At 72.0% G+C, this 13,319-nt stretch carries 12 protein-coding genes; 4 read left to right on the plus strand and 8 right to left on the minus strand.

All coding sequences use genetic code 11. The features are described from left to right. Nucleotides 1–2 precede the first annotated feature (2 nt). A complete protein-coding gene (locus RBH18_RS25110; RefSeq protein ID WP_306211981.1) occupies nucleotides 3–386 on the plus strand; it encodes a VOC family protein in 384 nt (127 codons plus the stop codon). A 199-nt stretch (nucleotides 387–585) separates the two neighbouring features. Continuing rightward, nucleotides 586–1,554: an LLM class F420-dependent oxidoreductase gene (locus tag RBH18_RS25115; protein WP_306212039.1), complete on the plus strand. Its 969-nt coding sequence runs from the start codon at nucleotides 586–588 to the stop codon at nucleotides 1,552–1,554. An 89-nt stretch (nucleotides 1,555–1,643) separates the two neighbouring features. On the opposite strand, the gene RBH18_RS25120 is transcribed toward RBH18_RS25115, so the two are convergent. Next, nucleotides 1,644–2,483 (minus strand): GNAT family N-acetyltransferase, encoded by an 840-nt coding sequence (locus tag RBH18_RS25120; protein WP_306211983.1) that lies wholly within the window; start codon nucleotides 2,481–2,483, stop codon nucleotides 1,644–1,646. Between the two features lie 138 nt (nucleotides 2,484–2,621). Between RBH18_RS25120 and RBH18_RS25125 the strand changes: the two genes are divergently transcribed. Further along, entirely contained in the window at nucleotides 2,622–3,215 is a 594-nt protein-coding gene (locus RBH18_RS25125) for a PadR family transcriptional regulator (protein WP_306212041.1), read from the plus strand. Nucleotides 3,216–3,910: 695 nt separating this feature from the next. Here RBH18_RS25125 and ispG read toward each other — a convergent pair. Genes ispG through RBH18_RS25145 form a run of 4 tightly spaced genes read right to left on the minus strand, consistent with a single transcriptional unit; the run spans nucleotide 3,911 to nucleotide 8,100 of the window. Then, on the minus strand, nucleotides 3,911–5,083 hold the full coding sequence (ispG, locus tag RBH18_RS25130; protein ID WP_306211985.1) for a flavodoxin-dependent (E)-4-hydroxy-3-methylbut-2-enyl-diphosphate synthase: 1,173 nt from the start codon (nucleotides 5,081–5,083) through the stop codon (nucleotides 3,911–3,913). 43 nt (nucleotides 5,084–5,126) lie between these two features. Next, nucleotides 5,127–6,368, minus strand: a complete 1,242-nt coding sequence (locus RBH18_RS25135) for a M50 family metallopeptidase (RefSeq protein ID WP_306211987.1) — start codon at nucleotides 6,366–6,368, stop codon at nucleotides 5,127–5,129. Then, a complete protein-coding gene (gene dxr / locus RBH18_RS25140; protein WP_306212044.1) occupies nucleotides 6,368–7,579 on the minus strand; it encodes a 1-deoxy-D-xylulose-5-phosphate reductoisomerase in 1,212 nt (403 codons plus the stop codon). Before dxr ends, RBH18_RS25135 begins: the two co-directional genes overlap by 1 nt. Before the next feature lie 29 nt (nucleotides 7,580–7,608). Beyond that, nucleotides 7,609–8,100 (minus strand): YcxB family protein, encoded by a 492-nt coding sequence (locus RBH18_RS25145; protein ID WP_305782846.1) that lies wholly within the window; start codon nucleotides 8,098–8,100, stop codon nucleotides 7,609–7,611. Nucleotides 8,101–8,182: 82 nt separating this feature from the next. On the opposite strand from RBH18_RS25145, the gene RBH18_RS25150 reads away from it, so the two are divergent. Continuing rightward, the gene (locus tag RBH18_RS25150) at nucleotides 8,183–9,034 is read left to right on the plus strand and encodes a YhjD/YihY/BrkB family envelope integrity protein (protein ID WP_306211989.1); all 852 of its coding nucleotides are present in this window, start codon (nucleotides 8,183–8,185) and stop codon (nucleotides 9,032–9,034) included. 226 nt (nucleotides 9,035–9,260) lie between these two features. On the opposite strand, the gene RBH18_RS25155 is transcribed toward RBH18_RS25150, so the two are convergent. From RBH18_RS25155 to RBH18_RS25165, 3 genes are all read right to left on the minus strand, one after another. After that, nucleotides 9,261–9,734, minus strand: coding sequence for a DUF3291 domain-containing protein (locus RBH18_RS25155; protein WP_306211991.1), 474 nt, complete (start codon nucleotides 9,732–9,734; stop codon nucleotides 9,261–9,263). 31 nt (nucleotides 9,735–9,765) lie between these two features. Further along, nucleotides 9,766–10,554 carry a helix-turn-helix transcriptional regulator gene (locus RBH18_RS25160; protein ID WP_306211993.1) on the minus strand — a complete coding sequence of 263 codons (789 nt, stop codon included), beginning with the start codon at nucleotides 10,552–10,554 and terminating at the stop codon, nucleotides 9,766–9,768. Between the two features lie 570 nt (nucleotides 10,555–11,124). Beyond that, a complete protein-coding gene (locus tag RBH18_RS25165) occupies nucleotides 11,125–13,281 on the minus strand; it encodes an MMPL family transporter (protein ID WP_306211994.1) in 2,157 nt (718 codons plus the stop codon). Between the last annotated feature and the right edge of the window lie 38 nt (nucleotides 13,282–13,319).

The following is a 13,319-nucleotide window of genomic DNA, read 5'->3' on the forward strand; positions in this document are numbered from 1 at the left end:
TCATGAATCCGCACCTGCGCATCGCCCGTCCGTGCACGGATCTCGCCGCCGCCGAGCGCTTCTACGTGGAGGGGCTCGGGCTTCAGGTGCTCTACCGGGCAACCGCGTCGGCGCCCGGCGAGCATGACCTGCTGATGGTCGGGGCGCCCGGGGCGGCGTGGCATCTGGAGCTCGTCCTGGGCGGGACACCGGCGCCCACGGAGGAGGATCTGCTCGTGCTCTACCTGGGCGAGCCGGCTGCCCCCGAGCTGGTCGACCGGCTTGTGGCGTGCGGCGGGACGGTTGTGTCACAGGGGCCTTACTGGGATCGGTGGGCGGTGACCGTACGGGATCGGGACGGGTATCGGGTCGCGCTCAGCTCTCGCACGTGGGTTTCCCAGGGGTGATTCGACCGCCGGTTCTCCACCGGGTTTTCCACAGGCGACCTCGCGGCAATTGACCGCCGGTTCTTCACCTGGTTTCCACAGGGCGGCCCTGCGGCGATTGACCGCCGGCTCTTCACCCGGTTTTCCACAGGGCGGCCCTGCGGCGATTGACCGTCGTCGACCGCGAGGGCAGGATCTCGACATGGTGACGCGATGGGGCATGACCGTTCCGCTGGGTGGCGTACCGCTGAGCGAGCACGCGGCGCTGCTCGCCACGCTGACCGACGCCGGGTTCACCGACCTGTGGTCGAGCGAGGTCAGCGGCAGTGACGCGTTCACGCCGCTCACGCTCGCCTCGGTCTGGCAGCCCCGCGCGCGGCTCGGCACGGCGATCACCCCCGTGTTCACCCGCGGCCCGGGCCTGCTCGCGATGACGGCCGCCGCCCTCGCCGACGCCGCGCCGGGCCGATTCACCCTGGGCGTCGGCGCGTCGTCGCCCGTGGTCGTCGGCGACTGGAACGCGGCGGAGTTCGACAAGCCGTGGGCCCGCAGCCGCGACATGCTGACGTTCCTGCGCAGCGCCCTGGCCGGGGAGACCGTCGACGCGGAGTACGAGACGTTCCGCATCCGGCGCTTCCGGCTCGAGCGGCCCCCGGCGCTCCCGCCACGCCTGCTCCTCGCCGCCCTGCGCCCGGGCATGTTGCGGCTCGCCGCCACGCACGCGGACGGCGTGATCCTCAACTGGCTCGCCGCCACCGACGTGTCCCGGGCCCTGTCGGAGATCAAGCCCGCCCCGGCCGGCTTCGAGGTCGTGGCGCGCATCTTCGTCTGCCCGACCGAGGACCGCGCGTACGCCCGGACGGCCGCCCGCCGCCTGATCGCCGCGTACCTGACCGTGCCCGCCTACGCCGCGTTCCACCGCTGGCTCGGCCGCGAGGCGGAGCTGGGCCCGATGTGGCAGGCCTGGGCGGCGGGCGACCGCCGGGGTGCCCTGGCCGCCATCCCGGACGAGGTCGTCGACGAGCTCATCGTGCACGGCTCGCCCGAGGAGTGCCGGAAACGCGTGGCGCGCTACGCCGAGGCGGGCGTCGGCGTGCCCGTCATGGCCCTGCTCCCCACGCCGGAGCTGGAGCGCGGCGGGACGGCCACGCTCGTCAAGCTCCTCGCGCAGCTGGGACCCGCGCGCTAGGTTCCGCTCGCGGATCGGGGCGACGCCCTGGGCTCTGTTTCGGACAGGACGTCGGAGCCGCAGCCCGGCGATCCCGTCCGAAACCGACCCTAGAAGAGGACCGTGGCGAAGCTGCCCTGCTGCACGAAACCGCAGCGGGCGTACACCCGGCGGGCCGCGGTGTTGTAGTCGTTGACATAGAGGCTGACCGTCGGTGCGACCCGGCGCAGCGCGTCCTGCACCACGGCCGCCATCGCGCCGGCCGCCAGGCCCCGGCCCCGATACTCCGGGTCGACCCAGACGCCCTGCACCTGGGTGGTGCGCCGGGTGACGATGGCCAGCTCCGCCTTGAAGATGACCCGGTCGCCGTCGAACCTGGCGTACGCCCGCTTGCCCTTCACCAGCTCCGCGATCCGCCGCCGGTAGCCGCGGCCGCCGTCGTCCATGAGCGGGGAGACGCCGACCTCCTCGGTGTACATGGCGACGGCCGCCGGGAAGAGCTGATCCACCTCGCCCGGCTGCACCAGCCGCACCGACGGGTCCGGCGCGACGGGCGACTCACGGTCGGCGACCAGCAGCGGCTGGTCCGGGCGCACGTCCCGGGCCGGCCCCCAGTGCACCGACAGCCTGTTCCACAGGTCGAGGACGGCCTCCGAGCGGCCGATGATCGACGAGCAGATCCTGGGGTCGGCGCCGAGCAGCTCCGCGAACGCCCCGACCGCCGCGGGCGTGGTGCGCACCGGCACCAGATGGGCGCCCGACCAGCAGATCGACTCGATGCGGCGACCCGGGCCGTAGCCGTAGACCCGCCCGTCGGAACGCCACCAGTTGAGGCCGTGGGCCGCGATCCGCTCGGCGATCTGCGCACCGGCGTACGGGTCCTCGTCGAGGATCCGCTCCACCGTGCTCCGCTCGGACTCACCGAGTTGGCGAATGGGCACCGTCAGCACACCCAACAGATTGCCAGATGTCGGGCACTCGACACCCCGCGCACCCGCCCCTTCCGAAATAACCTTGCGTCCGACAGCTTGCCGATATATCGTCTAACTATCGACGAGCGATTGGAGAACATCATGAGGCACGAACACATGCGTCGCCTGAAGGAAGCGGCCTACGGGCGGGGCGGGTTCCCGTTCGGCGGCCCGGGCGGATTCGGCTTCGGGGGCCCCGGCGGTTTCGGGGGCTTCGGCGGCCATCAAGGCCCGGGAAACCCTGGCCACCGACACGGGCGCCGCGGAGGCCGCGGCAGCCGGCCCAACGTCCGGCCGGCCATCCTGGCGCTGCTCCTGGAGCGGCCGATGCACGGCTACGAGATGATCCAGGAGCTGGAGAGCCGCACCGGCGGCATCTGGCGCCCCAGCCCCGGGTCGGTCTATCCGACCCTGCAGCTGCTGGAGGACGAGGGGATGATCGCAGCCGAGCAGACCGGCGGCCGCAAGCGCTTCTCGCTCACCGAGGACGGGCGGCCCGAGGCGCAGACCGCGGCGGAGAACCCGCCGTGGGCCCAGTTCAGCGAGGACACCATGTCCCAGGTCGCCGACTTCCGCGACGCGGCCGTGGGGATCATGGACGCGCTGCGCCAGGTGGGCTTCAACGGCACGCCCGAGCAGCGCCAGCGGGCGCTCGAGATCCTCAACGAGACGAAGCGCAAGCTCTATGGCATCCTCGCCGACGAGGGCTGAGGCCTTCCCGCTGACCGTGCATCTGCGGCTCGCTTGCGCGCGGCTGGTGGTCCGGCCTTTTGTCGAATACGCCCGACAGGCCGACACAAGCAGTCCCGGCCGGGACTGGCGGCCCCGCGAGCCGCTGCCGGCGCAAGCCTTTGCCGCGAGCGCCGGGCTCAGCTGCCCACTCCCCGGCACCGCGCCGGCGTAACCCCGCCAGCTCGCGTGGCGCCCTCTCCCGGCCGCCACGCCGGCGTAATCCCGCCAGCTCGCGTGGCCGGCATCTCCCGATAGTCCCCGCAGCTCGCGTGGCCGGCATCTCCCGGTAGTCCCGCAGCTCGCGTGGCCGGCCCTCCCCCGACCGCCGGGCGCGGGTTGCCCCTCACCCGCAGCATGTCCCCGAGACACGCAACGGCCCCGGTTCGGATCTCCAAGGATCCCGACCCGGGGCCGTTCGCCGTCCCGTCATTTCTCGCGCGTGGGCCGCTCCCCACGAACGCTCCTACCGACCATCCACCGACATCAGCTCGCCCGGCTCAGCCCACCGACGTCGCCCCGCCGACCGTCAGCACGCGCGGATGCCAGCCCGCCCGACTCAGCCCGCGGATGCCAGCCCGCCCGACTCAGCCCGCGCGGATGCAGCCCGACAGCCCGCCTCAGACCCGACGGCTCAGCCCGCGGACGTCAGCGCCGGCCCTTTCCCGGGCGCCCCATCAGTGGACGGTGACCTGCGGGCCGGGCATGAGCTCGCGCAGCTCGTCCGGCAGCTCGGCGCCCATCTCGTCGGCCAGCCGCAGCGCCTCCTCGACCAGCGTCTCCACGATGATCGACTCGGGCACCGTCTTGATGACCTGGCCCTTGACGAAGATCTGCCCCTTGCCGTTGCCGGAGGCGACGCCGAGGTCCGCCTCGCGCGCCTCGCCCGGACCATTGACGACGCAGCCCATGACGGCGACCCGCAGCGGCACCGGGAAGCCCTCCAGCGCCGCGGTCACCTGCTCGGCGAGCGTGTAGACGTCCACCTGGGCGCGGCCGCAGGACGGGCAGGAGACGATCTCCAGGCCGCGCTCGCGCAGGCCCAGCGACTCGAGGATCTGCTGGCCGACCTTGATCTCCTCGACCGGCGGGGCGGACAGCGAGACCCGGATGGTGTCGCCGATGCCCTCGGCGAGCAGCGCCCCGAAGGCGACCGCGCTCTTGATCGTGCCCTGGAACGCCGGGCCGGCCTCGGTCACGCCGAGGTGCAGCGGGTAGTCGCACTGCTCGGCGAGCTGCCGGTAGGCCCGGATCATGACGACCGGGTCGTTGTGCTTGACCGAGATCTTGATGTCGCGGAATCCGTGCTCCTCGAAGAGCGAGCACTCCCACAGCGCCGACTCGACGAGCGCCTCGGCCGTCGCCTTGCCGTACTTCTCCAGCAGGCGCTTGTCGAGCGAGCCCGCGTTGACGCCGATGCGGATCGGCACCCCCGCGTCGCCGGCCGCCTTGGCGATCTCCTTGACCTTGTCGTCGAACTGGCGGATGTTGCCGGGGTTGACCCGGACGGCCGCGCAGCCGGCGTCGATGGCCGCGAAGACGTACTTCGGCTGGAAGTGGATGTCGGCGATCACCGGGATCTGGGACTTCTTGGCGATGGCGGGCAGCGCCTCGACGTCGTCCTGGGACGGCACGGCGACCCGGACGATCTGGCAGCCCGAGGCCGTGAGCTCGGCGATCTGCTGCAGGGTCGCGTTGACGTCCGACGTGAGCGTGGTCGTCATGGACTGCACGCTGACCGGGGCGCCGCCGCCGACCAGCACGCCCCCGACGTTGATCTGACGGCTCTGCCGGCGGGGGGCCAGCGGCGGCGGGGGGACGGCCGGCATACCGAGACTGATTGCGGTCATTTCCTACTCACCTGGGTCTCACGCACCTGGAGGAAGCTCTCACTTACCGGGAGAAGATCGAGATCGGGTTGACGACGTCGGCGGTGATCGTCAGCACGGTGAACGCGCCACCGATCAGGATGACGGCGTAGGTCAACGGCATGAGCTTGTAGTAGTCCACCCGCCCGGGGTCGGGCTTCTTGCGCCAAGCGTAGATCCAGGAGCGCACTTTCTCGTACCACGCGATGGCGATGTGACCACCGTCAACCGGCAGCAGCGGCAGCAGGTTGAACAGGCCGATGAAGACGTTCAGCGAGATGAAGATCAGCAGGAAGATCTGCGGTACGCCCTGCTCGATCGCCTCGCCGCCGAGCCGGCTGGCGCCCACGACGCTGATCGGGGTGTCCGGGTCGCGCTCGGCGCCGGTGATCGAGTGCCAGAGCGCCGGGATCTTCTCCGGGATCCGGCCCAGCGCCGCGAACGACGCCTTCACGATGTCCCAGCCGTAGTCGAAGGACGCGCCCACCCCGGCGAGCGGCCCGTAGGTCACCGATGCCGGCATGTCGATGTCCTGCGAGACGCCGGCCACGGACACCTGGACGGGCGTGCCGTCGGGGTTGTCGAGGGGCGGCCGGGACGCGGTGACGAGGCTCACGCTGACGCTGCCGGGCGTACCGTCGCGGGTGTATTCCACCGTGACCGGGCCGGCGGGCTGCTCCCGGATGACCTCGGTCAGCTGGCCGTAGTTCTGGATCGGGGTCGTCCCGATCTTCGTGATGACGTCACCGTCCCGCAGCCCCGCGAGGGCGGCCGGTGCCTTCGGGTCGGTGGCGGCGCACTCGGCACCGGTCGCCGAGATGCAGTCGGCGACGTTGACCCGGGCGGGCAGGGCGCGATATTCCTCGGTGGTCTGCGGGAGGTCCGGGTTGGGCAGGCCGACGAAGACCGCGGCGAACCACGTGGCGACGATCGCCAGCACGAAGTGGGTGATCGAGCCCGCGGACATGACGATCGTCCGCTTCCACACCGGGAAGCGCCACATCGCCCGCGGCTGGTCCTGCGGCTCGACGTCGTCGTCCTGCGGCGTCATGCCGACGATCTTGCAGAAGCCGCCGAGCGGGATGGCCTTCAGGCCGTACTCCGTCTCGCCGCGGTGGAAGGAGAAGATCGTCGGGCCGAAGCCCACGAAGTACTTGGTGACCTTCATGCCGAACCGCTTGGCGGTGATCATGTGCCCCAGCTCGTGCAGGCTCACCGAGATCAGGATCGCGAGCGCGAACGCCGCCGTCCCCAACCAGTACAGCATCAGGCTCCTTCAGCCGCAGTCGCGATCATCCGCCGGGCCTGGGCACGCGCCCATTCCTCCGCGGCCAGCACCTCCTCGACGGTACCCGGTTCGCCGAACTCGGGGGCCGCCGCGAGCACCGCCGCGAGAGTGTCGACGATGCCCAGGAAAGGTAGCCGACCGGACGCGAAGGCGGCCACACACTCCTCGTTGGCGGCGTTGTAGACCGCCGGCCGGCAGCGTCCCGTCCGGCCGGCCTCCTTGGCGAGCTCCACGGCCGGGAACGCCTCGTTGTCGAGCGGCCGCAGCTCCCAGGTGTGCGCGAGCGTCCAGTCCACCGCCGCGGCGGCGCCGGGCACCCGGTCCGGCCAGGCCAGCGCGAGCGCGATCGGCAGCCGCATGTCCGGCGGACTGGCCTGCGCGAGCGTCGACCCGTCGGTGAACTCGACGAGCGAGTGCAGCACCGACTGCGGGTGCACCATCACCTCGATGTCGTCGTACGCCACCCCGAACAACTCGTGCGCCTCGATCACCTCGAGCCCCTTGTTCACCATGGTGGCCGAGTTGATCGTGACAACCGGCCCCATGTCCCACGTCGGGTGCTTGAGCGCCTCCTCCGGCGTCACGTGCGCCAGCTCCTCGCGCCGCCTGTCCCGGAACGCTCCCCCGCTGGCGGTCAGCACGAGCCGGCGTACCTCCCGCTCGCTCCCGCCCCGCAGGCACTGCGCCAGCGCGGAGTGCTCGGAATCGACCGGAACGATCTGCCCCGGCCGCTGCACCGCGGCCTTGACGAGCGGGCCGCCGGCCACGAGCGACTCCTTGTTGGCAAGCGCCAACGTACGTCCGGCGCGCAACGCCTGGAGGGTAGGTGCGAGCCCGAGGCTGCCCACGACGCCGTTCAGCACCACGTCACAGGGCCACTGGGCCAGCTCCGTCATCGCGTCGGGCCCCGCCACGATCTTCGGCAGCTTGAAGTCGCCGGTCGCCCAGCCCCGCTTCTGCGCCTCCGCGTAGAAGGCCAGCTGCAGATCCTGCACGGCACTGGCCTTCGCCACCCCGACCACGTCGACGCCGAACCCGAGCGCCTGCGCGGCGAGCAGCTCGACGTTGCCCCCGCCCGCGCCGATGCCGACGACCCGGAACCTGTCCGGGTTCCGCTGGACGATGTCGATGGCCTGGGTGCCGATGGACCCGGTCGAACCGAGCAGGACGAGCTCACGCATGCCCGCCATCATCCCGGACGCGCGCACCCCCGCCGCGCTCAGCCTTGCCTTTCCGCGACGGCCCCGGCGCCCCGCGCGGCGAGGATCGCCCGGAGGGTGGCCAGCTGCTCCGGGCTCAGACCCGCGGTCGGTACGAGCAGGCTCTGCGTCGTGTGCAGGCGGACGACGAGATATCCGGGCCGCTCGTCCACGGTCGTGATGGCGACCCAGGACCACAGCGTCTGGTAGAGCTCGTTGCGGGTGCCGATGCCGGCGGGCCCGAAGTCGTACGTCGTGGGCCGGCCGACGCTGCGCATGTTCAGCTCGACGGAGCGACGGAGCATCGACCGCGGGAAGATGACGACGACCACGATCGCCGCGACGAAACAGCCCACGGCCAGACCGGAGTTCCCCCTGATCCCCTCGAGCAGGCCGAAGGCGACGGCCAGGGCCGCCAGGACGTAGATGGACCGCACCACGGTCCGCAACAGCTGCTTGACGGCCGCCGTGAGCGATCGCTCGTCGAAGGCCGCCGTGTAGGTCAGTGACATCCGTGTCTCCCCGTTCGCGGGTCGCAAGATCAGGACCCGTCGCCGTGCGGGATCGTAGTGCTCCGCTGGGTATGAGACACCCATGCGAACCCTCCGCCGGCTCCTGGCCACCGCCTTCCGCCCGTTGCGGGGCCGGGACCTGGCCCTGCACGCCGCCGCGGTCACCTTTTACGCTGGAATCGCCGTAGTTCCGGTGGCGCTGCTCGCCATCTGGCTCACCGGGCTCATCGCCGGCGCCGACCGCGTACGCCGCCTGACCGGCCGCACCATCGACGCCCTCCCCGACGCGATCGGCGCCCCGAACGCCCTGGCCGCCCTGATCGACGCCGGCCTGCACCTGACCCCGTGGCTCGCCGTGGCCAGCCTCCTGCCCGCCACCTTCTACGGCGAGGGCCTGCGCCGCGCCTTCGTCTCCCTCCGCGAACCGGGCGAATCCCTGGTCGGCTGGCGCGGCCGCATCCTCTGGCTCCCCCTCCTCGCGGCCGCCCCGGCCCTGCTGCTCAGCCTGCTGCTGGCCCTACCCGTGACCAGCAGCCTCTGGGTCCGCGGCGGCTGGTACTCCGTCCTCGGCGTGGTCCTCTCGTTCCTTGCCGCGTGGCTGGTCCTCACCCCGGTGGTCATCTGGGTCTACCGAGGCATCGCTCCGGGCCGCCCCGAATGGCTGTCCACGGTCCTCGTCGGCTCCTTCACCGCGGCGAACCTGTCCGGCTTCCTGCACGGCTTCGTGCTGTTCTGCTCGTTACCCCTGGACCTGGGCGTCCCCTTCGGCGGCTTCACCGAGATCGGCGGCGTGGTCGCGGTCGGCCTGTGGCTCTACCTCTTCCACGTCATCATCCTGGCCGGATACGCCGCCACCCGCAGCGCCAGCACGTATCAGCGCGCCCGCCGCACCCACCACCTGGCCGACCACCCGGACCCGGTCCCCGCCGCCTGACCCGCCGACCACCTCGCGGCCGGCCCACCGCCTCGCGGGACCGCTCAGCTCCCCTCCGGTTCCGCCTCGCCGGGCATCTGCGCGACGCGCCCGACCACTGCCCGACGCGCTCGGGGCTCACCTCGCGCGCCGTCCTGCGGCCACGTCAGAAGCCCGCCATCCTGCGGCCACGTCAGGAACGCGCCATCCTGCGGCCACGTCAGGAACGCGCCATCCTGCGGCGATGTCAGGAAGGGGTGCGCGCCGGCACAGGCGCCGGGAAGGACCGCCGGAACGTGAAGGCTTCCGCCGTCGCCCCCTCCACCCGCAACCGCTCGAGCCGCGCGAGCCCCTCGGCCAGGGACGGGATCCGGCCGGCCGGCGTCCACCACAGCACCGTCGACTCGTGGTGCTCGTGCGGAACGAACCACTCGCGACGCTGGCGCAGATAGTCGAGGTGGGCGCTCTGATAGACGTACGCCCGCAGATGCTCCACCGACTCCCACACCGAGAACGTCAGGATCACATCGGGCAGCCCGGGCACCCCGAAGACGGCGCCATGCTCCGCCTCCTCGCCAGCCAGCCGCCAGACGAAGCCGGGAGACCGGTCGGCCAGCGCGTTCATGAGCGCCAGCCCCTCCACGAAGCCGGCCATCGCCGGATCATCGAGCGGCGCGCGCAGGCGGGCAGTGTTCAGCTGGGCCAGGTGAAAGGCGCTCATGCCGCCAGCACACCAGACCGCGCCTCTATCGTCAATCGGTATTAGTTTTAGACGACACCGTCACACAGCAGCGTCCCGGAGCGGCGTCCATCCGAGCCACCCACTGCTCGGCAAGCTCGCCGCCCGCCAGCAGGCCCGTCACCATCGCCAGATTCATGCCGCAGATGACGGGCGGAAACTGCTCAGCCAGCCGATGAAACGGACAATTACGCAGCACCACGCGGTCCGACCCGTCCCAGGCAGGCGCATAGCCGTGCGTTGTCAGCAGCTCGCCCAAGGCCTCCGCCCCGTGGGCAGCCACCCGCCCAAGCCGCCCCTCCCCTTCACCGACCGCGACTTGCCGCTCATTCCCTCCACCGGCCACGACTTGCCGCTCGTCCCGCTCCGCGACCGGATCGGCCGCCTCGCCGCCACTCGCCGCAGCCCGCCGCCCCTCCCGCTCGGCCACCCGATACAGCACGTCCTCGGCACCCGCCTGCTCAACCGCCGCGGCAAGCAGCTCGGCGGCGCCCCGGTAGGCCCGCGGCGGCACGCTGACGGCATGCTCCGAGGCAGCCACCCGGTACAACTTCGCAGGCCGCCCGGCGCCCGGCCCCGTCTTCCCCGACCGCCGCGCATACGACGTCTCGAGCAACCCGGCAGCGACCAACTTGTCCAGGTGGAAAGCGGCCAGCGTCCGCCCCACCCCCAGCGCCGCGGCCACCTCGTCCCGCCCCACCGGCCCCGAAGCCGCAGCCACCACCCGGTAAGCCTCCCGCCGCACCCGATCGGTCAAGCTCGCCACGGCGTCAAGGTCGCCAAGGCCCTCCGGAGTCGTCACCCACCCATCGTATTGTCAACGCAACTTGGCACTAGAACCCCAGCCGCCCCACCACACCCCAGCAGCACGCCACCCCAGATCCGCCCCCAGCCACGGGCAGCCCGCACTTCCCGGCCGAGCCACGCAAGGGATCGCACGCCAGCCGCACTCCACCCAGTCACGGGCAGCGCCTCGCACACCCGGGCCCCGCCGTCACGCGCGACAGCTCACAGACGCGCGGGCGAATGCCCAAGCGAGCGCCACCCGCAGCACCGCTGAGCCCCACCCGCAGCACCGCTGAGCCCCACCCGCAGCACCGCTGAGCCGCACCCGCAGCACCGCTGAGCCGCACCCGCAGCACTGCTGAGTCGCCCGCCTCCCAGCCCAGCCGTCGCAGGCGTAGCGCCGCAGCACGGTGTCGGCGGACCACTGAAGACGCCGCACTGCCCACCGCCGGCCGCCATCCCCGTCGCCAGGCTCGAGCCAGGGCACCGCCGCCGAGCCGCCCCCATCCAGGGACGGCCCCTCACGACAACCGCGCTGCACGACACCGCCGCAACGCCGAGCTGGCTCTGTTTTCAAGGCGACCGCTCACGACACGGCGCGGGCCGACTCTCGATCGGGCTCGGGGCCCGCGGCCGGCCGCTCGGTCTCGCGGATGCCGTGGCGGGCGTAGAAGCGGCCCAGCACCCCCGGCGCCCACCAGTTCCACCGGCCGAGCAGCCGCATCGTCGCCGGGACCAGCAGCGCCCGCACCAGCGTCGCGTCGATGACGATTGCCACGATCATGCCGACGCCGATGGTCTTGATGACGGTGACGCCGCCGGTCGCGAAGCCCGCCACCACCGTGATCAGCAGCAGCGCCGCCGCGGTGATGATGCCGCCGGTGCGCTGCAGCCCCGTGGCGACCGCCGTCGTGTTGTCGCCCGTGCGGTCCCACTCCTCGCGCACCCGGGACAGCAGGAACACCTCGTAGTCGGTGGCCAGCCCGAACAGCACCGCCAGCACGAGAATCATGTTGCTCGGCTCGATGAAGCCGGTCGACTCGTAGCGCAGCAGCCCCTCGAAGTGGCCCTCCTGGAAGATCCACACGACGACGCCGAACGACGCGCCGATCGACACCACGTTCATCAGCACGGCCTTGATCGGGAGCAGCACCGAGCCGAACGCCAGGAAGAGCAGCAGCATCGTCGCCACCGCCATGATGAGCGCCATCCACGGCAGCCGGTCGGCGAGGCTCTCCAGCAGGTCGAGGTCGATGGCGGGCCGCCCGCCGACCAGTGCCTCGGTGCCGGCGGGCAGGCTCAGCTCCCGGATCCCCGCGACCAGGTCGCGCGGCTCCGCGCCGGACAAGCCCTCCGAGTAGGCGACGGTGATGAGCGTCGCGTTCCCCCGCTGGGCGGTCACCGCGGCACTCGTGACGTCGGGAAGGGCAGCGATCCGGTCGGCGAGGTCGCCCGGCGGCCCCTGGACGACGACGTTGATCGGGTCGGTCCCGCCGCCGGGGAAGCGGGTGTCGAGCGCCGCTCCGACGACCCGGGCCTCGCTGCCGGGCGGCAGCACCCGCTCGTCGAAGCCGCCGAACTCCACCCGCAGGAACGGCGCCGCGAACGCCACCAGCACGGCGAGCACGCCCACGACATAGAGCACCGGCCGCCGCATGACCGAGTGCGCCACCCGGGCCCACCCCTCGCCCCCGACGGCGCCGCGCGCGGTGCGCCCCGGCAACGGGATGCGCAGCTTGTCAATGCGCCGGCCGAGCAGGGCCAGCGAGGCGGGCAGGACGGTCAGCGCCGCCAGCATCGCGACCAGCACGGCAGCCATGCCGCCGATCGCCATGCCGCCGAGGAACGGCTGCGGGAAGATCAGCAGGCTCGACAGCGCGAGCACGATCGTGAGACCCGACACCATGACCGTACGTCCGGCGGTGGCCACCGTCGTCCGCACGGCGGCCGGCACGTCGGCCCCGCCCGCCAGCTCCTCCCGGAACCGGCTCACCAGGAACAGCGAGTAGTCGACCGCCATGCCGAGCCCGAGCAGCGTGATGACGTTGATCGCGAAGACGCTGATGTCCGTGACGTACGTCAGCGCCCGCACCGCCACGAACGCCCCGAGGATCGCGATGCCGCCGATGACCAGGGGCGAGAGGGCGGCGATCAAGCCCCGGAAGATGAGCACGAGCAGGATCAGCAGCACCGGCAGGGAGAAGATCTCCGCGCGCGTGATGTCCTTCTCGGTCTGGGTGGCAGCCTCGTCGGAGAACGCCACCAGGCCGCCGACCTGGGTCTGCAGCCCGGCCGCCGCGAAGGTGGGCTCGATCCGGTGCAGCGCCGCCGCCTGGCTGTCCTCGTCGCGGGCACGCAGATAGACGGCCGCATAGGTGGCCCGCTTGTCGGTGCTCACGAACGCCGGGGAGGCGCCCTGGTCCAGATAGCTGGCGACCCGCTCGACGTCGGCCTGCGAGCGGATCCGCGCGACCGCCCCGGACACCGCCTCCCGGACCTGCGGGGAGTCGACCGGGGCCGGGGCGGACCAGAGCACGATCAGCTCCGGGTCGCGGGTGCCCAGCTGCTCCGAGATCGCGGCTGCCGCCCGGTTGGACTCGCTGTCCGGGTCGTCGTAGCCGCCGCCGGTGAGCGCGCCGAAGACGCCGGCGCCCCAGGTGGCGCCGGCGACGACGAGCGCCAGGCCGGCAGCGATGATCCACCATCGGGCCCGGAGGACGGTGTTGCCCCATCGTTCGAACACGCGTCTGTCTTACCCGGTTCCCGCCTCTGAACGCGAAT

The organism is Actinoplanes oryzae (assembly GCF_030757795.1).
Lineage (GTDB): Bacteria > Actinomycetota > Actinomycetes > Mycobacteriales > Micromonosporaceae > Actinoplanes.